Source organism: Pseudalgibacter alginicilyticus, assembly GCF_001310225.1.
Lineage (GTDB): Bacteria > Bacteroidota > Bacteroidia > Flavobacteriales > Flavobacteriaceae > Pseudalgibacter > Pseudalgibacter alginicilyticus.
Map to the genome: position 1 here is coordinate 1968462 of NZ_CP012898.1, position 22904 is coordinate 1991365.

Consider the following 22904-nt stretch of genomic DNA (forward strand, 5'->3'; position numbering starts at 1 on the left):
ATATTTGATTACCAAATAGTGAATCGCTTTTTTATTGACTATTTAAAATGTAATGAAAACTAAGGGTTTGAGAAGTTTACTAGTGAAAATTTATTCGATATGAAACAACCTGAAATGATACTTTATAATTAAGTAATGTTTGTAAAGTGTATTTACAGAATAGCCATCGCTAATTATTAGGTCTAAAATCATTTTTTTAACTCAATTTTTTTAAAAACTATGCTTTTTCGCACAAATGTTTTGTTATAAAATAGAGCTACCATTCATTAATTCTATTAGAATCTAATTTTATGAATATAAAAAGCAGCATAGTAAATGCCCATAGTCCAGACCCTCCATAGCTAAACATAGGTAAAGGAATTCCTATTGTAGGAATGAGCCCCATAACCATACCTATATTAATCATAAAATGCATAAAAATAATAGAGGCTACACCGTAACCATACACTCTACTGAATTGAGATTTTTGTAGTTCTGCCAAATGTATAATTCTAATTAAAAGCAATACAAAAAGAATCACCACAAACGAACTTCCAACAAACCCCCATTCTTCACCTACCGTACTAAAAATATAATCGGTATGTTGCTCAGGCACAAACTTCCCTGTGGTTCTGGTTCCTTCCATAAAACCTCTACCAGTTAATCCTCCTGAACCAATGGCTTTTTCTGACTCATTTAAATTATAGGCAAAAGTCTGTTTCATCCGTTCTAATTTATCAGGATCCGTTTCTAAACGCAACCATAAACTTATTCTATCCTGCTGATGTGGCTTTAATATACTCTGATAAAAGAATTTTATTCCAAACGACATGGCTATTGCAACCACTAAAGCAAATGCAGATTGCAAAACATGTGGTTTCTTTTTGGAAACCAGATGATAAACCCCAACCAAAAAGACCACCAAAACAGATGTAATAAGTGCCCCAAACTTCAACGAAAAAACAGCCAAAAACACTAATAAAGCACCTAAAATTAAATATATTTGAGGCAAGCCTTCTCTATATAAAACAAACACAAAAGCTGCATACACAACTGTACTTCCTGTATCATTTTGCAACAGTACCAACAAGGCCGGAAGCGCTATTATTACAAAAATTTTTAACTGATCTTTAAAATCATGAATATTAGTATTTAAATCGCTTACATATTTAGCTACCGCCAAAGCTGTTGCTGCTTTTGCAAATTCACTAGGTTGCAAAGTCATACCGCCAATTGCATACCAAGAAGTTGCTCCATTTACATTTTTTCCAAATAAAAATAGCCCAACCAAAGATAACATGGAAATGATATAAATAACACTAGAGAACCGTTCATAAAACTTTGCTTCAATAGATAAAATTAAAACTATCAAACCAAATGTTAGAAAAATAAACATGAGCTGCTTACCGTAAGATTGCGAAAAATCAAAATAATCTACAGTATCTCCTGTGTGAGATGCTGACAGAATATTTAACCACCCAAAACCCACTAATAATAGAAAAAGAATGATGGTAATCCAATCAAATTTAAAATACTTATTCGTTTCTCTAACCATTAATTATTTGAATTTGAAATAGCCTGCAAATGTTCTTTAAGCAACCTGTACTCTGCATCCTCTACAACAGTTGGGTATGTTTCTCCATTAATTTTAAAGGATTCTCCTGAATACGGTTTTAAATATTCGTCTTCTAAACTATGTCTTAAAATCCAATCCTCCAAATCGGTTCTAGTGATATGTCCTTTTAAATATTTTTCAATAATTAAACTGGCTATTTTTCCTGCAAACCGGCTTCCCCAATACCCGTTTTCCACAAATACAGCCAAGGCTATTTTTGGATTATCTTTAGGCGCAAACGCTACAAAAATAGAGTGATCTGTTAATTGGGTTGTTACACTATCTATTTTCATAAAATTTTCAGCAGTACCTGTTTTCCCACAGATTTCAATTCCTTTCACTTGAAGGGATGCTGCTGTTCCTTTATTATAAACATCAAACATACCTTGCACAATGGGTTCAAAATGCTGCTTATCTATTGTAGTATGCTTAGCTGTTGTATACTTACTAGGAATAGTATCATTCTCTATTTTTTTTATAATATGTGGTGTATAAAAGTACCCTCTGTTTCCAATAGCAGCTACCATATTTGCCAATTGAATAGGTGTTGCTTCCACCTCCCCCTGACCAATTGAATTTGAAATATTATAGGTGGACACCCATCTGTTTTTACCATACCATCTATCATAAAAATCACCATCTGGAACGCGACCTTTATTACCTATTTTTAAATCATAGCCTAAATAATTTCCTAACCCAAAACTCTTTACATGATTACTCCAAACATCCATTCCTTCTGAAGGGTCTTTATATTTATCAATAATACGGCGATACACATTTGCAAAATAGGCGTTACATGACTGCGCTATACCCGCATTCATATCCACAGGGCTTGCATGATGGTGACACCCCGTTAATCTTCTATTACCTAAATAATAGCCCATTCTACAAATAAATCGCTCATTTTCAGATACAATACCTTCTTGCAAACCAATTAGTGCATTTATTACTTTAAACGGTGAACCAGGGGGATATTGTGCTTTCAGACCTCTGTCAAATAGTGGTTTTGCAATGGTATCATTATATAGTTTTGTGAAATTTTTAGATCGCTCTCTACCTACTAATAAATTAGGGTTGTAGGATGGTGCAGACACCATAGTTAGTATTTCACCACTACTAGGCTCAATAGCAATAATACCACCACGTTTATTTTGCATAAGCAATTCTCCATATTCCTGCAATTTAGCGTCTATAGTTATTGTAATATCTTTTCCTTGTTCTGGGATGGTATCAAACACCCCATCTTTATAAGGACCAATATCTCTATTAAAACGATCTTTTTGAATAAACTTAATACCTTTAACACCTCGAAGTATATTTTCATAAGAAGCCTCAACCCCTTGCTTACCAATAAGATCCCCCATTTTATAATAAGGTTCTCTTTGTATAACAGCATTATTTACTTCACCAATATCACCCAAAACATTAGCCCCAATAGTGGTTTCATAATGCCTTAAGGAACGTTTTTGAATATAAAAACCCTCAAATTTCCGCATTTTTTCTTGCAGTACGGCATAGTCTCCTTTAGACATATGGGGGACTAAAACAGATGGTAACCTGGGAGAATAATTTCGTGCTTTTTGAATGGCTTTTAATAGTCTTTCTTTATCCATTTTTAATAAGGCACAAAACTCTAACGTATCAAAAGGTTTTACCTCTCTTGGAATGACCATAACATCATAAGATGGCTGGTTGGACACCAAAAGTTTACCATTCCTGTCATATACAAAACCTCTTTTAGGGTAATCAAATACTTTTCTAATAGCGTTATCTTCAAATAAACTCTGGCTATTATCTTTATATACTTGTAGATAAAACAACCTTGCTATAAAAGTAAGTCCAACAAAAATAATTGTTAATAGAAGTAAAAAATGTCTCATTTAGTTTTTCGACTAAAAATAATGGTTAGCAAAACGCATAATAAAATAGTAAAAATACTTGAAAATAACGTTTTTTGAAGTATTAAAAGTATTTTCGAAATGCTAAATATTTCTAAAGAAAAAAGAATCAAATGATGTAGTAGAGTTATTAATACAATATAGGTGAGTTTTGAACCAAAATCTACCATATCAAATTTAATACTTTGATATTCATAAACGGTACCAAAACTAAACTTTAAAAGCAGTGGTCTCGCATAAGCCAAAGTAACTGAAGCTGCAGCATGAATACCCCCTGTATCTAAAAACATATCAACCGACAACCCTAATAGAAAACCTAAAAAAACAAATAATAAACGATTGTTTTTAACTGGAAAGAGGACAATAAAGAGAATATAAATATACGGATTAATATCCCCTAAAAAATTAATATGATTGCAAACAAGGGCTTGAACAAAAACAAGCACAATAAAACGCATGCTATTTGTTGCTATAACACTATTCATTAGCAGCATTTAACAAGTTGGTAATTTCTGAGATATCCTTATTTTCAATAATATAAACGTGTTCTAAACTTGTCATGTCATTAAAAAGCTTAATGTTAATTTCATAGAAATTTTCAGCTATATCTAAATGAAAATCATGAACTGTTCCAATTAAAATACCTTTTGGGAAAATAGACGAACGACCAGAAGTAACAATAGTATCTCCTACTTTTACTGGAGCAATTTTAGCTACATCAATTAATTGAACAAACTCTGGCGATTTACTATTCCATACCAATGACCCATAATGATTTGTTTTTTTTAATTGTGCACTTATTTTACTAGTTGTATTTAATATGGAAATTACTGTTGAAAACCGATTACTTGTATTATCAACAATCCCAATAATTCCTTTTGATGAAACTACACCAAAATCTTCGTTAATACTATCCTTTTTCCCTTTATCGAGCAGCAACACATTATTAGACAACGAATAACTATTTTTTAAAACATTGGCAGCTGTAAATTGGTACGTACTATCTATTACAAATCCGTCTTTAAAAGTTGAATCAGTTTTAATTTCAATATTAGAAACAATCGCTTTTAATCTATTATTTTCTTCTGATAAGATCGTATTTTGTTTTTTTAAACTAAAATAACTATTAATATTATTTATCGAGTTATAAATGCCTCCAGTTAAAAAATTAGCCGAATTTACAAACTTACTTTTATGAAAAGAATGTGTTTGAATAGTAAAGAAAAGCGATAAAGAAAAAAGCAACAAGAACAACAAAAAAACTTTGTTTCTTATTATAAAATTAATAATCTGTTGCATGTTTTTTCAATCTATTTTATCAATACACTTTTGTATTTAGCTAAACTTTTAAGTGTAATACCTGTACCTCTTACTACGGCACGCAAAGGATCTTCTGCAATATAAACTGGAAGATCTGTTTTTTGAGACAAACGTTTATCCAACCCCCGTAACATAGAACCTCCACCTGCTAAATATATACCCGTATTATAAATATCGGCCGCTAATTCAGGAGGTGTTTGTGATAAGGTTTCCATAACCGCATCTTCAATACGCAAAATAGATTTATCAAGTGCCTTGGCTATTTCTCGATAAGAAATTTGGACCTGTTTTGGTTTACCTGTAAGCAAATCACGTCCTTGAACACTCATGTCTTCTGGAGGTAATTCCAAATCTTCAGTAGCTGCACCTATTTGAATTTTTATTTTTTCAGAGGTGCGTTCTCCAACATACAAATTGTGTTGTGTTCTCATGTAGTAAACAATATCATTTGTAAAAACATCTCCCGCAATTTTAACGGATTTGTCACAAACAATACCACCCAATGCAATAACAGCAATTTCAGTAGTCCCACCACCTATGTCCACCACCATATTTCCTTTAGGTTGCATAATATCTACTCCAATACCAATAGCTGCCGCCATAGGTTCATGAATCAAATAAACCTCTTTACCATTAACACGTTCACAAGATTCTTTTACCGCACGCATTTCTACCTCAGTAATACCAGAAGGAATACAAACTACCATACGCAACGCAGGAGTAAAAAATCGCTTTTTTAAAGCAGGTATATTTTTAATAAACATACTTATCATCTGCTCCGAAGCATCAAAATCTGCAATCACACCATCTTTTAATGGACGGATTGTTTTTATATTCTCATGCGTTTTACCTTGCATTAAACTGGCTTCTTGACCTACAGCTGTAATTTTACCTGAAATTCTATCTCGTGCCACTATGGAAGGAGCGTCAACTACCACTTTATCATTATGAATTATAAGAGTATTTGCAGTACCTAAATCTATTGCAATTTCTTCGGTTAGGAAGTCGAAAAAGCCCATGTATTATCTATTATTAATGAAGTTATTAAAATGCCTTTAGGTTTCGGATTGTAAAAGTAATAAAACTACTGAAAAAAAGATGTTTATTATTGATAGTTAACAAAATAATTTTTTTTTGCTTCTAATAAGTAGTAAACAGCATTAATTTTAGTAATTCAACAACTAAATAAAACCCAAATATAACTACATTTTAACTGATTATTTTGCTTTTTATCGAATTTTTTTATAATATTTGATTGTATTAAAAAAACTGAAAAAGATAATTTAAACCCCACATACCAATGAACACAACAATTTTAAGTATTACAACCCCGCCAGGACAACCAATTAAAAAAAATAATATTGCCTTTCAAAAATTAGATGCTCAGATTAATTTTGCATTCAATTCAGAAAGTATCAAACCTTTTTCTCCATTAGTACAAGCTAGCTATAGCTCTGATAGTAATTTACAAATTAGTGCTGTTATATTTATTGCTTCTTCTGAAGAACCAAACTTTTCTGGAGTAAATCAAGAATCTGTAATTTCTGATGAAGGCGAAACACAATTAGATTTTTTTATTATTTATGATGCACCAGAAAAAAGCAATCAAATTTTTAACGCCTATAGAGTTGACTTTGTTGTTGAAAACCCTCCAAAAGATTTAGAACAGATACAAACATTCCTTTGGGATAAAGACCCTGTTAGCTCTAGAGGCACAAAAACTAAAGTGTAACAAATTTTACTTAGCCAAATAGAAAAACAAAATCCTTATGTCTAAAAGCTTGTGGGATTTTTTGGATATATTTGTGCTCATGAAAATTAATTTGATTACAAATATTAAAATTAAGTTGTTATTAATTTTAATATCCTTGTTTTCTAATTCTCTACTTTTATCTCAAGAGCAGATAAAAAACGAGTTATTTCACCTTGAAATAAAAGAAAAATTAAACAAAAACACATCACACACCTATTTCAGAGATGCTGTACAATTTTTCATTGAAAAAAATTGGGATTCTACATTGGTAGCTTCCATGAAACATTTAAATACCACTAAGGATAGTGATTTAAAAGATTATGCCCATTATTTTAGAGGCTTTAGCTTTAGAGAAAAAAAATTATATGAAGAAGCTCAAAATGAGTTTTTAAAAATAAATGCAAACTGCAATTTTTACAACTTAGTAATCCTTCGTTTAGGACAGGTAAATTTAGAACTTTACCAATTTAAAAAAGCAATTACTTACTACGAAAAATTAATAAATTTACCTGACAACCAATACAAATACATAAAAAAAAGTATCGTTTACGAGAATTTAGGTCTGTGCCACCATCATTTAGGAGAATTTGAAGCTGCAGAGCCATACTTGATTGCCTATGTAAAATTAGTAGAACAGAAAAAGGATTCCATAGGATTAATTAAAGCATATGGCAACATTGCCAATCTGTACTACGAGCAGTACAAAGACGATTTAGCCATTTCTTATTTTGAAAAAGCTTACAACATTTCTAAAAAAATTAACGACTTAGAATCAAAAGAATTTGGGGCATTTAATATGGCTGTAGTTGAAGAAAATCGCAATAATTATAAAAAAGCACTCCAATATAGAAAAGAGTCTGAAAAATGGAAGGACTCTTTGAACGATCAGAATAAAATCTGGGAAGTTGCTCAGCTTGAAAAACAGTTTGCAATAAAAGAAAAACAAAAGGAAGTTATTTTGTTACAAGCAGAAAACAAAGCCAAAGCCATAGAGAGAAATGGATTACTGTATTCAGTATTAACCTTATTAATACTGTTAGGTGTATCGCTATACTTTTACAAAGAAAAGATAAAAACCAATAAAATAATTATTGCTCAAAAAGAAAATTTAGATAACTTGAATGCCACAAAAGACAAACTTTTTTCTATTGTAAGTCATGATTTGCGTTCTTCCGTAAATGCATTAAAGACAAGCAACACTAAGTTACTGGAGAATTTAGAATCCAAAAACTTAAATGCATTAAGCATATTACTACAAAACAACAGCGCAATCGTTAATGGAGCCTATAATTTATTAGATAATCTATTACATTGGGCATTGCTACAAACAAAGCAATCATATTTCGAAATTACATCTTTACGCCTATTTTTTATTATTGAGCAAGTAGCCTACAATTATAAACCTATAATGATAGAAAATAATATAACATTTGAAAACAACGTTTTAAAAAACGATGTTGTTTTTGCTGACCAGGAATCTTTAAAAATCATTTTAAGAAACTTATTAGATAATGCTATAAAATTTTCAAATTCCAATGGGAAAATTAAAATTTACACACAAAATACGAACGCTGAATTCTATAAGTTAATTATTGAAGACACAGGAATAGGCATGAACGAGACTACCCGTTTAGAACTACTTAAAGAAGCTATTTTTCTTTCTAAAAAAAATGATAGTAATATTATTGGAACCGGATTAGGCTTGCAATTATGCAAATCAATGATAGCAAAAAATAAAGGAAAATTATCAATAGAAAGTACGTTAAATCAAGGTACAAAAATGATTATATATTTACCCAAAACAATGTAAAATGGACAATGTTAATGTACTAATAGTTGAAGATACTTTAGCAGAAAGTAATGCACTAAAAAAAGTACTTCAAACTAATAATTATAATATCACTGGTGTTGCTACAACTTTTAAAAATGCATTAGATTTATTTTACAACAACTCGGTTGATATTGTTATTTTAGATATTTTTTTAAATGGCAACCCTGATGGTATTTCTTTTGCAGAAACCATAAGTATGAACCCAAACACTTCAAAACCATTTGTTTTTTTAACCAGTTCTACAGACAGAAAAATATTTGAACGAGCAAAATTAACACAGCCATTTAGCTATTTAATGAAACCGTTTAATGAGTTAGAAATTTTATACGCTTTAGAAATAGCTGTAGAAAAATTTTATGCCCAACCTGATGTGTTTTTAAGTGAGGAAGAAAATACCATTATAAGTAACGAATACTTGTTTATAAAAAAAGGCAAATCCTTAAAAAAAGTACTTGTAAAAGATATTATTTATATAGAAGTAGAAGAAAAGTATTGTAATATCATTACTGAAAACGAAAAATTCGTCATTCTAATATCGCTTACAAAAATCCTGAAATTATTAGATGCTTCATGTTTTTGCAGAACTCACAGAAACTACATTGTGAACACTGAAAAAATAACAGAAATCATCCCTGCAGACAACCTTATTATACTTTCTGGGGATCATAAAGCAACGTTAAGCGAAACTTATAAAGATTTCACAAAGAAAATACGCACTCTTAAATAATTCTACCACTCCACTTTTGTTTTCATTCATAATTTAATTCTTTTGAAATTATTTTATACCATCTATATCCGTTTTTATGGATAAAAAACTTCGCTTTATGGGTATTCATTAAAATATTCAATGCTTTAAAAGTAGTTTTATAAAAGAATAAAAACGCTTTAATAGAAAAGTATGCATTCTAAAAACAACATTCAAAATAAAAAAAACAAGAAAATGGATTTAGGATATAAAACGACAAATAGTAGAATTCGAAAAAAAATATCTGATTGTTTAATAACTCTACTAATAATAGCTGTTATCGCTCAATTAATCCTTTTAATATATAGGTTGACTCAATTATAACTCTATTTAAAAATTAGATTATTAAGAGAAGGGCTTTCTAATTTAGTTTAGGGTTATTTAATTCCTGTAACCAAAATAGAGTTAAGTTGAGTTTTGGAAATTAATACCGAGCTATTGATTAATTCCAAAAGAAAAGAGCACTAATATTTAGTGCTCTTTTTAATTACGTTTGCTTTATATTTTTTAATGTTTAAAATGACGAGTTCCAGTCATTACCATAGACACTCCATTATCATTACAATAATCAATACTCAACTGGTCTTTTATGGAGCCTCCTGGCTGAATAACTGCCTTAACACCAGCCTTTTTAGCTATTTCCACACAATCAGGAAACGGAAAAAAGGCATCGCTTGCCATAGCAGCACCATTTAAATCAAACTTAAATGTTTTAGCCTTATGAATCGCTTGTTCCAAAGCATCAACACGACTGGTTTGCCCTGTACCACTTGCTAACAAACTTTTATTTTTCACCAAAACAATAGTATTAGATTTTGTGTGCTTACAAATTTTTGAAGCAAAAATTAAATCCTCCACCTCAGCAGCTGTTGGCGCCGTATTAGTAACATTTTTTAATCCCTCTTTTGTATCAGTTACATTATTTCTATCCTGAACCAAAACACCATTTAAGCAACTTCTTACATTTGTTTTTGGCATTTCAACATCATGAAGTATTAAAATAATACGGTTCTTTTTACCTTGAAGAATCTCTAATGCCTCTTTAGAAAATGAAGGCGCAATAATAACCTCACAAAACAAACTGTGAATTTCTTCAGCTGTAGCTTTGTCAATTTCAGTATTACTAATAAGCACACCACCAAAAGCAGAAACTGGATCACCTGCTAATGCATCAATATAAGCTTGACAGATGGTGTTGCGTTGAGCTAAACCACAAGCATTATTATGTTTTAAGATAGCAAAGGTTGGTGCGTCATTTTTAAATTCAAGCATTAAATTAACGGCTGCATCAACATCTAAAAGATTATTATAACTTAATTCTTTTCCATGAAGTTTTGTAAATATGTCATCAAAATTCCCAAAGAAAAATCCTTTTTGATGTGGGTTTTCTCCATAGCGTAAAACCTTACCATTAGTTTCACTAATTTTTAAAACCGTTTCTTCACTATTTTTATTAAAGTAATTAAAAATAGCTGTATCATAATGCGATGATACATTAAATGCCTTTCCTGCAAATCGTTTTCTGTTTTCTTGAGAAATACTTCCATTATTTTCAGAAATCAATTCCAAAAATTCACTATAATCATTAACAGAAGCCACACAAATAACATCTGCATAATTTTTAGCAGCAGCACGTATCAACGAAATACCACCAATATCTATTTTTTCAATAATATCCTGTTCACTTGCTCCAGAAGCAACTGTTTTTTCAAATGGATATAAATCTACAATCACCACATCAATTTGCGGAATTTCATATTCAGCCAACTCAGCAACATCACCATCATGGTTTTGTCTATTTAAAATCCCACCAAAAACTTTTGGGTGCAGGGTTTTTACTCGACCACCAAGAATAGAAGGGTACGACGTTACTTCTTCTACAGGCACAACATCAATACCTAAATCATTAATAAATTTCTGAGTACCACCCGTTGAATAAATGGTTACTCCTTGTTCATTTAGCTTTTTAATAATTGGCTCTAAACCCTCTTTGCTAAATACTGAGATTAATGCCGATTTAATAGTTTTTTCGTTGCTCATTAATGTTGTGTTATGTTATTGGAAATGAAATTTTGTTATTGTTTATCAGCATTTTACGCTGAAATTTATAAATAAGTGCAAAAGTAGTTATTTCAACTAAAAAAACAAGTACAGAAATTTCTAAAAGGAAAGCCTTTTTTTAACTAAAAAGTAAAGTTGTTAACACTATAAATTTTTTTTCAAAAAAGCATACTTGATATTTTCCCACAAACAAATTCTAAAAAGCGTTCATCATCTTTAGTAAAAGGATTTGGAGTATTAGAATCAATATCAATCTGACCTATATTTTCTCCATTTACAAAAATAGGAATTACAATTTCAGCTTTTACAGTAATGCTACACGCAATATAATTATCTTGAGCTGACACGTCTGGCACAACAAAATTTTGATTACTTACTGCAACTTGTCCACAAATACCTTTTCCAAATGGAATTGTTGTATGGTCTGTTGCTTCTCCAACATATGGACCTAACACAAGTTCTTCTTTATCACCATTTCTAAAATAAAATCCTACCCAATTATAATAATCAATTTCCGATTCAAGCAATTTACAAATTTGTAATAATCGTTCATCAACAGAAGCTTCTAATTGATTAACTATGGTTTCTACTTGCTGCTTAAGTGTTTCAAAAATCATGAGAGTAAAGTTTTGGCAAATATATTTAAAAAGGCGTAAATTCGACTTTTATTAAATATCTATTAAGAAACAACTCAACTTATTTGAAAGCACTTTTAATCAAATACAATTCGGTTATAAAATTTATACTTACATTTTTAATCGTATATTTCTCTTTATCCGTAGCTTATAAATTTTATCTGGATTTCTCAAATGGCTCAAAATACTACCCGGATTACTTCACTAATTTAGTCGCTAAACAAAGTCAGATTTTGTTAAATGAAATTGGCTATAACACTCAAATTGCTCCTCACCCTAACGAGCCTTCCATTAAGCTTATTGTAAATAATAAATATTTGGCACGTGTTATTGAAGGCTGTAACGGTATTAGTGTTATTATTTTATTTATCGCCTTTATTATTGCCTTTTCTGGAAAACTAAAAACTACTATTCTATATATTTTAGTTGGTAGTGTTTTAATATATATTATCAATTTAATTCGTATTGTTATTTTAACCCTTGGACTATATCATTACCCTTGGCATAAAGAGGTTTTACACGCTGTAATATTCCCTAGCATTATCTACGGTATGGTGTTTTTACTATGGATGTATTGGGTGAATCAATGTTCTAATTTGAAGAAAAAAAATGACTAAAACCGTAAGATATATATCCATTTTTTCACTCTTTGGGTTGTTAATTTTGATTCGATTTTTTGAAAATGAATTATTCTACGACCCGTATTTAGTTTTTTTTCAAAACGACTATTTATATATTGATAGTCCGAGACGCGAAATACTTAAAGTAACAAGTTATACCTCCTTACGTTATTTATTAAATAGCCTCATTTCATTAGAGATTTTATTTTTGTTTTTTCAAGACAAGAGCGTAGTCCAATTTTCTACCATTATTTACTCCATTGCTTTTATATTGCTTATAAGTATTTATTTATATTTTGTAATCAACCCAAAACAAGAATACTATTATTTATTTTTTAACATTCGTCGGTTTTTAATTCAACCTATAATATTAATCCTATTACTACCAGCCTTTTACTACCACAAACTAAAAAATTAAGTGTTAATGATTTTTTAAAATACATCAAAATCTAAGCTTTTTTTGTACTTTTGAATTGTGCAAAAACACTATTCACATAAAATTTTTTCCATAGCACTATCTTTTTTAGTGTTAGCATCAACAGTATCTTTTACTATTGAAAAGCATTTTTGTGGTGATGTTTTGGTAGACATTTCAGTTTTTACTGAAGCTGAAAAATGTGCCATGGAGGCTATGGAAATTTTAAACAAAAAAACATGTTGCAAAGATGAAATAGACGTCATTCAGGGTCAAAATGAATTAAAATTTTCAAATTTTGAAGATTTAGATTTTCATCAGCAAGAATTTTTAGCTGCTTTCACATATTCCTATCTAAACCTTTTTGAAGGCACATCCAAACAATCTAATCCTCACAAAAACTATTCTCCGCCTAATTTAATTACTGACATTCAGGTTTTAGATCAAGTTTTCATTATTTGACAAAATAATTTTTGTATTCCCCTAACACTCAGCAAGTATAAAAGAACTGAAAAAGGGAGCAATCCAACTATTGTTTAAATCAAATTAAATTTTAAAATGAAACATACTTATACAATTACAGGAATGACCTGTAATGGTTGTCGGAGCCATGTTGAAAATATATTAAATTCTGTTGATGGTGTTCAAAAAGCATCGGTTTACTTAGATAAAGGAGAAGCCATAATTCAAATGGAAAATCACATTTCTGTTGAAGTCTTTCAAGAGTCCTTAAAAGAAACCCATTATCAAATTCACCTGCCTGGCATTAAAAAAACTGCTCCAAAAAACCCCAAACTAAAAGGAAAAGGAACGGGTGTTTTTTACTGCCCTATGCATTGTGAAGGCGAAAAAACATATAACAAACCAGGCGATTGCTCTGTTTGCGGGATGGATTTAGTAGAGGAAATAAACACAATAACCTCTACAGGCCCGTACACTTGCCCCATACATCCAGATATTATAAAAGAAAAACCTGGAAGTTGCCCTATTTGCGGTATGGACTTAACTCCCAATGATGCTAATCTTTCTGCTGAACAAAAAACCTATAACAAGCTTGCAAAAAAGTTATGGTTTTCCATTGCTTTTACGCTACCCATTTTTATAATCGCCATGTCGGAAATGATTCCAGACAACCCGCTTTATAAAATTTTAGATTTAAAATATTGGAACTGGATTCAGTTTACACTATCTATTCCTGTAATATTTTATGGCACATGGATATTTTTTGAACGTGCCTACAAATCTATAAAAACATGGAATTTAAACATGTTTACACTTATTGGCATAGGTGCAGGTATTGCTTGGAGTTTTAGCGTTTTTGCACTTTTTCTCCCAGATATTTTCCCTTCTCAATTCAAAACAGAATCAGGAACAGTTCATGTTTATTTTGAAGCCGCTACTGTAATTCTAACTTTAGTCTTGTTAGGACAACTATTAGAAGCCAAAGCACATAGTAAAACAAATTCTGCCGTTAAAGAACTGCTAAAACTTGCCCCTAATAAGGCCATTCGAATTGTAGATGGCAACGAAGAAGAAATTTTAATTGAGAAAATACACAAAGGAGATTTGTTACGCGTAAAGCCTGGTGATAAAATACCTGTAGATGGCAATATCATTGAAGGAGAAAGTTCTGTTGATGAATCCATGATTACTGGTGAACCCATCCCTGTGTTAAAAAAAATTAACGACACTGTTAATGCTGGAACAATTAATGGTAAACAATCTTTCGTAATGAAAGCTGAAAAAATTGGATCAGACACCTTACTCTCACAAATTGCTCAAATGGTTAATCAAGCAAGCAGAAGTAAAGCACCTATTCAAAAATTAGCTGATAAAATTTCAGAATATTTTGTCCCTGTTGTAGTCATTATTTCCGTTATCACATTCCTTATTTGGATAATTTTTGGACCAGAACCTTCTTCGGTTTACGCGTTGGTGAATGCCATTGCCGTTTTAATTATTGCTTGTCCCTGTGCTTTAGGGTTAGCTACACCTATGTCTGTTATGGTTGGCGTTGGTAAAGGTGCCAAATCCGGTATACTTATTAAAAATGCTGAAGCCTTAGAACGATTAAATAAAATTAATACGTTAATTATTGATAAAACAGGCACCATTACCGAAGGAAAACCTTCCGTTGAAAAAGTTGAAAGTGCTAACAATAATTTCAACACCAATAGAGTCCTACAATACATTATATCTTTAAACAAGTTAAGCGAGCATCCATTAGCAGAGGCTACCGTAAATTATGGAAAATCAAAAAACATCACATTTTTGGAAACCAAAAATTTTGTTTCGCTTGCAGGAAAAGGTGTTATAGGAATTATTAACAACGAAAAAGTTGTTTTAGGAAACCATAAACTTATGGAGTCTGAAAACATCTCCATTACTGGAACATTACAAAGTACTATACATCAAATTCAAAAACAGGGTAAAACTGTTCCCATACTGGCCGTTAACGGACATGCAATTGGCTTTATAGTTATTTCAGATAAAATAAAAAAAAGCAGTAAAAAAGCAATTGATATTCTTCAGTTAAAAGGAATTAAAATTATCATGCTTACTGGTGACAATAAAGATTCTGCTAAGGCGGTAACAGATACACTCAAACTAAAACATTTTAAAGCAGAAATGCTTCCTGAACAAAAATTACAAGAAGTAGAAAATCTTCAAAAACAAGGAAAAATAGTAGCGATGGCTGGCGATGGTATTAATGATGCTCCTGCCTTAGCAAAAAGCGATGTTGGCATAGCTATGGGAACAGGAACTGATATTGCTATAGAAAGCGCTTCTATAACTTTAGTAAAAGGTGATTTACATGGTATTGTAAAAGCTCATAACTTAAGTGAAAAAGTCATGAAAAACATCAAACAAAATCTCTTTTTTGCACTTTTTTATAACAGTATTGGCGTACCCATAGCTGCTGGTATATTATATCCTTTTTTCGGCATTTTACTATCTCCCATGATTGCAGCTTTAGCTATGAGTTTTAGCTCTGTTTCAGTAATTACAAATGCTTTAAGGTTAAAAAACACTCAAATAAATTAAACAATGAAAAACATACTATACATACTCATATGGTTTCCTGTCCTAATTTTTTCACAAGAAAAAATTAGCGGCATGATTATGGAAGCAAACAACAACCAACATCTTGGATTGCCTGGCGCCAATGTATATTGGCTGGGAACTACCGTAGGAACTACAACTGATATAGACGGAAAATTTACGCTTTCATATAAAAATGAATATGAAAAACTAATAATTAGCTATGTAGGATTTAAAACCGATACACTTACAATTTCAGACCCCTCAAAAATGGTGCATCATTTACTAAAAACCACAAGCGAACTTAATGAAGTAACACTTACATCTAGAAAACAAGCCACTGCCAAATCATATTTACAAGCTCAAAATACTTTTACCGTAACGAGTGATGAATTATTGAAGGCGGCATGTTGCAATCTTGCAGAGAGTTTTGAAACCAATCCGTCAATTGATGTTAATTTTGCTGATGCTGTTACTGGAACCAAGCAAATTAAAATGCTAGGACTTAATAGTCCGTATATTTTAATTGCTACCGAAAATATCCCATCCATTCGAGGTGCCTCACAAGCATTTGGGCTTACCTTTATTCCTGGAACTTGGGTAGAAAGTATTCAAATAACAAAAGGTGCTGGTAGTGTTGTTAATGGTTACGAAAGTATTGCAGGACAAATAAACGCAGAATTAGTAAAACCTTTAACAGATAATAAATTATTTGTAAATCTTTATGGTGCAAGTAGCGAGCGTTTAGAATTAAACACGCACCTTAACACTAAAGTAAGTGACAAATGGCATACAGGTTTGTACTTACACGGCAATACCCATAATGGCGAGCATGATGTTAATGACGATGGTTTTTTAGATATGCCAAAATTCAATCAAATAAATATTATGAATCGTTGGCAATATATAGATACCGAAAAAGGCTTTGTTAGTTTTATTAATTTAAAGTTTTTAAATGATGAAAAACAAACTGGCCAACTTAATTTTAACCCAAAAACAGACAAGTTAACAACAAATGCTTGGGGAAGTGAAATCCTAACTAAGCGCTATGAAATCTCAACAAAATTTGGCTATGTAAATCCAGAAGTCCCTTGGCAAAAAATTGGAGTGCAAGCCGCATTTAGTAACCACAAACAAGAGTCTTACTTTGGATTAAATCAATATAACATTACTCAAAATAGTTTATACACGAATGCTATTTACAACACTATCATTAGCGATTCTAGACATAAAATAAAAACGGGTTTAGATTTTACCTACGATCATTATGATGAATTTCTTGATGTTCCAAACCTCGCTTCAGATTATGAAAGAACAGAACGTTCTGTTGGTTCATTTTTCGAATATAATTTTGATAATTTAAACAACTTAAATCTTACTGCAGGAATACGTGCTGATACTCACAATTTATTAGGAACCTTTGTAACCCCTCGGTTTCACATGCGATATACACCTTGGGAAAAATCAGCAATCAGAGCTTCTTTTGGTCGTGGAAAACGCAGCGCTAATATTTTTGCAGAAAACCAAAATATGTTTGCCTCTTCAAGAACCATCAATATTCTAAATACCACCGGTAATATTTATGGATTAGACCCTGAGATTGCTTGGAATTACGGTCTTTCCTATTTACAAGGTTTTAACTTATTTAACAGAAAAGCAGACATTACCTTAGATTATTATAAAACAGATTTTAAAAATAAAATAGTTGTTGATTATGAAAATCCACAAGAAGTAAATTTTTATAATTTAGATGGTGTTAGTTATGCCAACAGCTTTCAAATTGAATTGAATTACAATGTATTTGAACATTTTGATTTACGAACTGCTTATAAATACTACGACATTAAAACACAGTACAATTCTGGAAAGTTATCAAATCCGCTAATCCCTAAACACCGCTTTTTTGCTAATGCAGCTTATGAAACACCAATAAAAAACAACGGACATTGGAAATTTGACACAACCTTCAACTGGCTGGGCGAGCAACGTTTTAGCTCAACATTAGCAAACCCATCAACATATCAATTGTCAGAAAAAACACCTACAGTTACGACTTTAAATGCACAAGTCACCAAAGTGTTTTCTGAAAAATTTGAAGTATATTTAGGGGGTGAAAACATTACAAATGTAAGACAAGACAATCCTATTTTAGACGCTAAGAACCCTTTTGGCTCAAATTTTGATACTACATTTGTGTATGGTCCAATTTTTGGAAGCATGTATTATGCTGGATTACGATTTAAAATAAATTAACAAATATGACTATTCGTTATTTTGCACGAATCTCATAATTAAAAAAATAGTTAGAAATACACGATTATTTAAAATAAGTTGATTCGTGTATTTCTAACAAAAAATAAAATAACCCTATAAAAAATTGTCTTTACAAGACTTAAAAAAAGAAACCAATGAAAAAGTTATTATTAGTTACATTAGTACTTATCACAACCGTCACATTTGCTCAAGACAAAAATGCCAAAGCTACAATGGAAGTAGATGGTGTTTGCCTTATGTGTAAAAGCCGCATTGAAAAAGCTTGTTTTAAAACTAAAGGTGTAAAATCTGCTATTTGGGATGTAAAAACACATGAATTAAAACTAATTTATGATGAACGGAAAACCAATGTTGAGACTATTCAAAAAAGTGTATTAGAAGCTGGTCATGACATAAAAAAACTAAAAATAAAAGCCACAGATGAAGCTTATGCTAAATTACACGATTGCTGTAAATATCGAGACATAGAAGTAAGAGAAGCACATTAACCCTCCATTGCAATGAAAAAATCTATCTTCATTTTATTTTTATTGCCTTTATTAACTTTTGCTCAAGCCAATAAATTTTTTAGGCAAGGCATGAGGGCAACCGATATTAATGAAAAAATTAATTTATTTTCAAAAGCCATAGAATCAAATCCTAAGCATTTAGATGCTTATTTTCAAAGAGCCATTGCTAAAGATAATATTGGTGATTTTAATGGTGCAATATTGGATTACACCAAAGTTATTTTTTATGAACCAGGGGCCGACTCTTATTACAACAGAGGAAATTCAAAATACAAATTAGAAGATTACTTAGGAGCAAAAGAAGACTATGAAAAAGCCTTAGAATTAGATTCTCAATTTATAGCTGCCAAATACAGTTTAGCTTATGCTAAATATGATTTAAAAGATTATGAAGGTGCTATTGATGATTTGAACGCTGTTATAAGTATGTATCCTCGAAGTGGCATTGCCTACAAACAAAGAGCATTTGCTTATTCTGCACTAAAAAAGCACATAGAAGCTATAAAAGATTTTTCTACCGTTATCAAAATCAGTCCAACTTCCGATGCTTATTATAATCGAGGTACTGCCTTTATGGATATAAATTATTATCAAATGGCAAATAATGATTTTAACACAGCAATAAAAATTGACAAAAACAATACTTTAGCGTATTTTTTTAAAGCAACTTCGCATTTTTTTTTAGGAGAATATGATCCTGCAATTTTATATTTTAATACCGCTATTAATTTTGACAACTACGATTATGATGCTGCTTTTGGATTGGCTTTAACTTACTATAAGACTAATGATTTAAAAAATGCTAAAATACAATTTCATAAAGCAGAGCGTATTTTAAAATCAATATCTGAAGCTTCCGAAACCAAGGAAGGGTTAGCTTTATTTGAAAACACTTATTGGTACCTAAACCAATACTATACATTTAATGAATACTATCAGAAACTTTCTAATTTATAAATTCAACCTCTATACTTTAAAGGTAAATGAACCACTTTTTTTGTTTCGTAAAAATCTTCGAAAAAATACTCACTCAAATTATAAATAGTAATGGTTTTATAATCCTGAAGTTCTTCAGTTAAATCACCTCCTTTTAAATATAAAATACCGTTTTTCAAGTCATGGTTTTGCTCTTTAGCTATTTTACCTTTCGTCCAATGAACAAAAGTAGGCATGGCTGCAACGGCACGGCTTACAATAAAATCATAGGTATCATTAATTGCTTCTACCCTACTGTGTGTAGTTTTTACATTGGTTAAACCCAAACCTTCTATTACTTCATTTACCACTTTAAGTTTTTTAGCTATACTATCCACCAAGTGAAATGAACACTCCGGAAACATAATAGCCAATGGAATACCAGGAAATCCGCCACCTGTTCCTACATCTAAAATTTTAGTTCCATCTTTAAAAGATATGATTTTAGCAATTCCTAAAGAATGTAATACATGCCTTAAATAAAGCTCATCTATATCCTTTCTAGACACTACATTTATCTTTAAATTCCAATCTTCATAAAGCACTTGTAGCTTGTTGAATTTGTAAATTTGATCTTCTGTTAAATTTGGAAAATACTTTAAAATAAGGTTCATTCCTGTTAAATTTTTGACAAAAATATACTTTTTATGTACATAATTTTACAAAAAAACGTTATTACTTGAATCGGTTTATTCCTATCTTTGCATCAAGTATGATGCGCATTATTTATTATCAATCATATTAAAATTAATAGCATGACTAAACAAACGCTTTCTTTTTCCAGAAATGACTCTGCAAAGTTTTTTAGAACACTTAACAAACGTGTCAACGATTACTTTAAAGAAAATAACATTAAACGAACTGGAAATTGGAAATTATATATCAAAACAATTGTAATGTTTGCATTATTAATTGTACCTGTAGTTTTAATTTTTACGGTTGATCTTCCATCATGGACACAAATAATACTAATGATAATTGTTGGTATTGGTATGGCAGGTGTAGGCATGAATGTTATGCATGATGCTAACCATGGATCTTTTTCAAGCAAAAAATGGGTTAACAAACTCATGGGAAGCAGTATCTATATTTTGGCTGGAAATGATTATAATTGGAAAGTTCAGCACAATGTACTTCATCACACATATACAAATATACAAGGGCATGATGAGGATATAGATGCTGGTAGAATCATTCGTTTTTCTAAGCACACTAAATGGCTTAAAATTCATCAATATCAAAAATACTACGCATTCTTTCTTTATGGATTATTAACAGCTAATTGGGCTATAACAACCGATTTTATCCAAACATACAAATACCTAAAAAGAAAATTAGCCTACGGCAAATTGCCTCACCCAGCTACCCAATGGACAAAATTAATTATAGGCAAAATAGTTTATTATTCTATTTGGGTTGTTTTACCATTATCATTAGGTTTTGCTTGGTGGCAAGTTTTAATTGGCTTTTTAATTATGCATTATACTGCTGGCATTATTCTAAGTGTTATATTTCAATTAGCTCATGTTATGCCTAATACAGAAATGCCTACACCTGATGAATCTGGCAATATGAAAAACACTTGGGCTATTCATCAATTATTTACCACTTCTAATTTTTCTCCAAAAAGTTGGATTGTAGAATTTTATACGGGTGGACTGAACAGACAAGTGGAACATCATTTATTTGCAAACATTAGTCATGTTCATTATAGCAAAATAGCAAAAATAGTTAAGGAAACTGCACATGAGTTTAGCTTGCCATATAATGAATATAAAACTTTTTGGAAAGCAGTTTCAGAACATTACAACCAATTAAAGGTACTAGGAAAAAACCCTAGTTTAGCCTAAATTTCATATTTACCATTTAAATAAATTACATGCAATTACTATCTGATAGAATTTTAAACATGGCGCAGTCTGCAACATTAGCGATGGCTGCAAAAGCAAGAGAATTAAAAGAAGAAGGCAAAGACATTATTGGGTTAAGTTTGGGTGAACCAGATTTTAACACCCCCGATTTTATTAAGGAAGCCGCTATTCAAGCCATAAATGAAAATTACAATTCCTATTCGCCTGTTGATGGTTATGGGGATTTAAAAAAAGCTATTATTAACAAATTTAAGCGCGATAATAATTTAACGTATACACCTGCTCAAATTGTTGTTTCTACAGGTGCAAAACAATCGCTTGCTAACATAGCTGCTGTTTTGACTAATAAAGGTGACGAAGTTATCATGCCCTGTCCTTACTGGGTTAGTTACGCTGACCTTGTAAAACTTAATGATGGTATTCCTGTTGAAGTTAAAACAACAATTGCTACTGATTTTAAAATGACACCCGCTCAATTGGAAGCAGCTATTACACCAAAAACAAAAATGATTTGGTTTAGTTCCCCTTGTAACCCAAGTGGCTCTATTTATAGTAAAGATGAATTGAGAGGCTTAGCTGATGTATTAGTAAAGCACCCGAATATATATGTTGTTTCTGATGAAATTTACGAGCATATCAACTACATCGGTGGTCATGCAAGTATGGCTCAGTTTGAAGATATGTACGATAGAACAATTACTGTTAACGGTGTATCAAAAGCATTTGCTATGACAGGATGGCGTATTGGATTTATTGGAGGCCCAGAAAAAATTGCGCGTGCTTGCAATAAAATGCAAGGACAAATCACTAGCGGTGCTAACTGTATTGCGCAACGCGCTACTATTACAGCTCTTAACGAATCGCCAAGTCGTGTGCAATACATGATTGATGAATTTAAGGTACGTCGTGATTTAATTTTAAAATTATTAGGAGATATCAAAGGCTTTGAGTGCAATGTGCCTGAAGGTGCTTTTTATGTATTTCCAAATATTTCTTATTTCTTTGGAAAAACATTAAAAGGTAAAACAATAAATAATGCTTCCGATTTTTCTATGTATTTATTAGGAGAGGCCTTAGTAGCTACCGTTGATGGCGGATCTTTTGGCAACCCTGATTGTATTCGTATTTCTTATGCAGCATCACAAGAACAAATTATTGAAGCTATTAAACGTATAAAAGAAGCTGTAAGCTAAAACGTTTTTTTTTAATAAAATAATCAAGCCCTGTTAGGTAAACATACTTAACGGGGCTTTTTTATGCATCAAATTACAATTCTATAATAATCAACAAAAATTGTGTAACATAAAACCATGATTGCTCCTATAACTTTGCAACAGCAACAAACCATAAAAAATAACACA

20 protein-coding genes are annotated in these 22904 nt (G+C 31.2%); 12 read left to right on the forward strand and 8 right to left on the reverse strand.

Annotated elements, in window-relative coordinates; all coding sequences use genetic code 11:
• Positions 1–256: 256 nt before the first annotated feature.
• The 5 genes from rodA to APS56_RS08215 are packed head-to-tail and all read right to left on the reverse strand — an operon-like array spanning position 257 to position 5831.
• A complete protein-coding gene (rodA, locus tag APS56_RS08195; protein ID WP_054727058.1) occupies positions 257–1534 on the reverse strand; it encodes a rod shape-determining protein RodA in 1278 nt (425 codons plus the stop codon).
• Positions 1534–3474, reverse strand: a complete 1941-nt coding sequence (gene mrdA / locus APS56_RS08200; protein WP_054727060.1) for a penicillin-binding protein 2 — start codon at positions 3472–3474, stop codon at positions 1534–1536. Before mrdA ends, rodA begins: the two co-directional genes overlap by 1 nt.
• Entirely contained in the window at positions 3471–3977 is a 507-nt protein-coding gene (gene mreD / locus APS56_RS08205) for a rod shape-determining protein MreD (protein ID WP_054727063.1), read from the reverse strand. The genes mrdA and mreD overlap by 4 nt, the downstream gene beginning before the upstream one ends.
• Positions 3970–4791, reverse strand: coding sequence for a rod shape-determining protein MreC (mreC, locus tag APS56_RS08210; RefSeq protein ID WP_054727065.1), 822 nt, complete (start codon positions 4789–4791; stop codon positions 3970–3972). The genes mreD and mreC overlap by 8 nt, the downstream gene beginning before the upstream one ends.
• An 11-nt stretch (positions 4792–4802) precedes the next feature.
• On the reverse strand, positions 4803–5831 hold the full coding sequence (locus APS56_RS08215) for a rod shape-determining protein (protein ID WP_054727067.1): 1029 nt from the start codon (positions 5829–5831) through the stop codon (positions 4803–4805).
• Between the two features lie 281 nt (positions 5832–6112).
• Between APS56_RS08215 and APS56_RS08220 the strand changes: the two genes are divergently transcribed.
• The 3 genes from APS56_RS08220 to APS56_RS08230 all read left to right on the forward strand — a co-directional run bounded on the left by APS56_RS08220 (position 6113) and on the right by APS56_RS08230 (position 9123).
• Positions 6113–6544, forward strand: a complete 432-nt coding sequence (locus APS56_RS08220; RefSeq protein ID WP_054727068.1) for a hypothetical protein — start codon at positions 6113–6115, stop codon at positions 6542–6544.
• A gap of 79 nt (positions 6545–6623) precedes the next feature.
• Complete coding sequence (locus tag APS56_RS08225) at positions 6624–8375, forward strand: tetratricopeptide repeat-containing sensor histidine kinase (protein WP_082379298.1); 1752 nt, start codon at positions 6624–6626, stop codon at positions 8373–8375.
• A 1-nt stretch (position 8376) separates the two neighbouring features.
• Positions 8377–9123, forward strand: coding sequence for a LytR/AlgR family response regulator transcription factor (locus APS56_RS08230; protein WP_054727070.1), 747 nt, complete (start codon positions 8377–8379; stop codon positions 9121–9123).
• A gap of 525 nt (positions 9124–9648) precedes the next feature.
• On the opposite strand, the gene purH is transcribed toward APS56_RS08230, so the two are convergent.
• On the reverse strand, positions 9649–11181 hold the full coding sequence (gene purH, locus APS56_RS08235) for a bifunctional phosphoribosylaminoimidazolecarboxamide formyltransferase/IMP cyclohydrolase (RefSeq protein WP_054727072.1): 1533 nt from the start codon (positions 11179–11181) through the stop codon (positions 9649–9651).
• A gap of 179 nt (positions 11182–11360) precedes the next feature.
• Positions 11361–11819, reverse strand: a complete 459-nt coding sequence (locus APS56_RS08240) for a GAF domain-containing protein (RefSeq protein ID WP_054727074.1) — start codon at positions 11817–11819, stop codon at positions 11361–11363.
• Positions 11820–11902: 83 nt separating this feature from the next.
• On the opposite strand from APS56_RS08240, the gene xrtF reads away from it, so the two are divergent.
• The 7 genes from xrtF to APS56_RS08270 all read left to right on the forward strand — a co-directional run bounded on the left by xrtF (position 11903) and on the right by APS56_RS08270 (position 19654).
• Complete coding sequence (xrtF, locus tag APS56_RS08245; protein ID WP_054727076.1) at positions 11903–12454, forward strand: exosortase family protein XrtF; 552 nt, start codon at positions 11903–11905, stop codon at positions 12452–12454.
• Entirely contained in the window at positions 12447–12875 is a 429-nt protein-coding gene (locus APS56_RS16760) for an exosortase F system-associated membrane protein (protein WP_082379299.1), read from the forward strand. Before xrtF ends, APS56_RS16760 begins: the two co-directional genes overlap by 8 nt.
• A 57-nt stretch (positions 12876–12932) precedes the next feature.
• On the forward strand, positions 12933–13334 hold the full coding sequence (locus APS56_RS08250) for an HYC_CC_PP family protein (RefSeq protein WP_054727077.1): 402 nt from the start codon (positions 12933–12935) through the stop codon (positions 13332–13334).
• Between the two features lie 96 nt (positions 13335–13430).
• On the forward strand, positions 13431–15917 hold the full coding sequence (locus APS56_RS08255) for a heavy metal translocating P-type ATPase (protein WP_054727080.1): 2487 nt from the start codon (positions 13431–13433) through the stop codon (positions 15915–15917).
• A 3-nt stretch (positions 15918–15920) separates the two neighbouring features.
• A complete protein-coding gene (locus tag APS56_RS08260; RefSeq protein ID WP_054727082.1) occupies positions 15921–18167 on the forward strand; it encodes a TonB-dependent receptor in 2247 nt (748 codons plus the stop codon).
• A gap of 155 nt (positions 18168–18322) precedes the next feature.
• Positions 18323–18676, forward strand: coding sequence for a heavy-metal-associated domain-containing protein (locus APS56_RS08265; protein WP_054727084.1), 354 nt, complete (start codon positions 18323–18325; stop codon positions 18674–18676).
• 12 nt (positions 18677–18688) lie between these two features.
• Positions 18689–19654: a tetratricopeptide repeat protein gene (locus tag APS56_RS08270; RefSeq protein ID WP_054727086.1), complete on the forward strand. Its 966-nt coding sequence runs from the start codon at positions 18689–18691 to the stop codon at positions 19652–19654.
• 2 nt (positions 19655–19656) lie between these two features.
• Here the strand turns inward: APS56_RS08270 and rsmG are convergent, their stop codons facing one another.
• Positions 19657–20286: a 16S rRNA (guanine(527)-N(7))-methyltransferase RsmG gene (gene rsmG, locus APS56_RS08275; protein ID WP_054727088.1), complete on the reverse strand. Its 630-nt coding sequence runs from the start codon at positions 20284–20286 to the stop codon at positions 19657–19659.
• Between the two features lie 141 nt (positions 20287–20427).
• Here rsmG and APS56_RS08280 point away from each other — a divergent pair, with 141 nt between their 5' ends.
• Both APS56_RS08280 and APS56_RS08285 read left to right on the forward strand, forming a co-directional pair.
• Complete coding sequence (locus tag APS56_RS08280) at positions 20428–21522, forward strand: fatty acid desaturase family protein (RefSeq protein WP_054727090.1); 1095 nt, start codon at positions 20428–20430, stop codon at positions 21520–21522.
• 29 nt (positions 21523–21551) lie between these two features.
• Positions 21552–22736 (forward strand): pyridoxal phosphate-dependent aminotransferase, encoded by a 1185-nt coding sequence (locus tag APS56_RS08285; protein ID WP_054727092.1) that lies wholly within the window; start codon positions 21552–21554, stop codon positions 22734–22736.
• Positions 22737–22904: the final 168 nt, after the last annotated feature.

Bases quoted from the DNA above. Each gene is read 5' to 3' on its own strand.
- rodA (WP_054727058.1), bottom strand. From the start codon at position 1,534: ATGGTTAGAGAAACGAATAAGTATTTTAAATTTGATTGGATTACCATC.
- mrdA (WP_054727060.1), bottom strand. From the start codon at position 3,474: ATGAGACATTTTTTACTTCTATTAACAATTATTTTTGTTGGACTTACT.
- mreD (WP_054727063.1), bottom strand. From the start codon at position 3,977: ATGAATAGTGTTATAGCAACAAATAGCATGCGTTTTATTGTGCTTGTT.
- mreC (WP_054727065.1), bottom strand. From the start codon at position 4,791: ATGCAACAGATTATTAATTTTATAATAAGAAACAAAGTTTTTTTGTTG.
- APS56_RS08215 (WP_054727067.1), bottom strand. From the start codon at position 5,831: ATGGGCTTTTTCGACTTCCTAACCGAAGAAATTGCAATAGATTTAGGT.
- APS56_RS08220 (WP_054727068.1), top strand. From the start codon at position 6,113: ATGAACACAACAATTTTAAGTATTACAACCCCGCCAGGACAACCAATT.
- APS56_RS08225 (WP_082379298.1), top strand. From the start codon at position 6,624: ATGAAAATTAATTTGATTACAAATATTAAAATTAAGTTGTTATTAATT.
- APS56_RS08230 (WP_054727070.1), top strand. From the start codon at position 8,377: ATGGACAATGTTAATGTACTAATAGTTGAAGATACTTTAGCAGAAAGT.
- purH (WP_054727072.1), bottom strand. From the start codon at position 11,181: ATGAGCAACGAAAAAACTATTAAATCGGCATTAATCTCAGTATTTAGC.
- APS56_RS08240 (WP_054727074.1), bottom strand. From the start codon at position 11,819: ATGATTTTTGAAACACTTAAGCAGCAAGTAGAAACCATAGTTAATCAA.
- APS56_RS16760 (WP_082379299.1), top strand. From the start codon at position 12,447: ATGACTAAAACCGTAAGATATATATCCATTTTTTCACTCTTTGGGTTG.
- APS56_RS08255 (WP_054727080.1), top strand. From the start codon at position 13,431: ATGAAACATACTTATACAATTACAGGAATGACCTGTAATGGTTGTCGG.
- APS56_RS08260 (WP_054727082.1), top strand. From the start codon at position 15,921: ATGAAAAACATACTATACATACTCATATGGTTTCCTGTCCTAATTTTT.
- APS56_RS08265 (WP_054727084.1), top strand. From the start codon at position 18,323: ATGAAAAAGTTATTATTAGTTACATTAGTACTTATCACAACCGTCACA.
- APS56_RS08270 (WP_054727086.1), top strand. From the start codon at position 18,689: ATGAAAAAATCTATCTTCATTTTATTTTTATTGCCTTTATTAACTTTT.
- rsmG (WP_054727088.1), bottom strand. From the start codon at position 20,286: ATGAACCTTATTTTAAAGTATTTTCCAAATTTAACAGAAGATCAAATT.
- APS56_RS08280 (WP_054727090.1), top strand. From the start codon at position 20,428: ATGACTAAACAAACGCTTTCTTTTTCCAGAAATGACTCTGCAAAGTTT.
- APS56_RS08285 (WP_054727092.1), top strand. From the start codon at position 21,552: ATGCAATTACTATCTGATAGAATTTTAAACATGGCGCAGTCTGCAACA.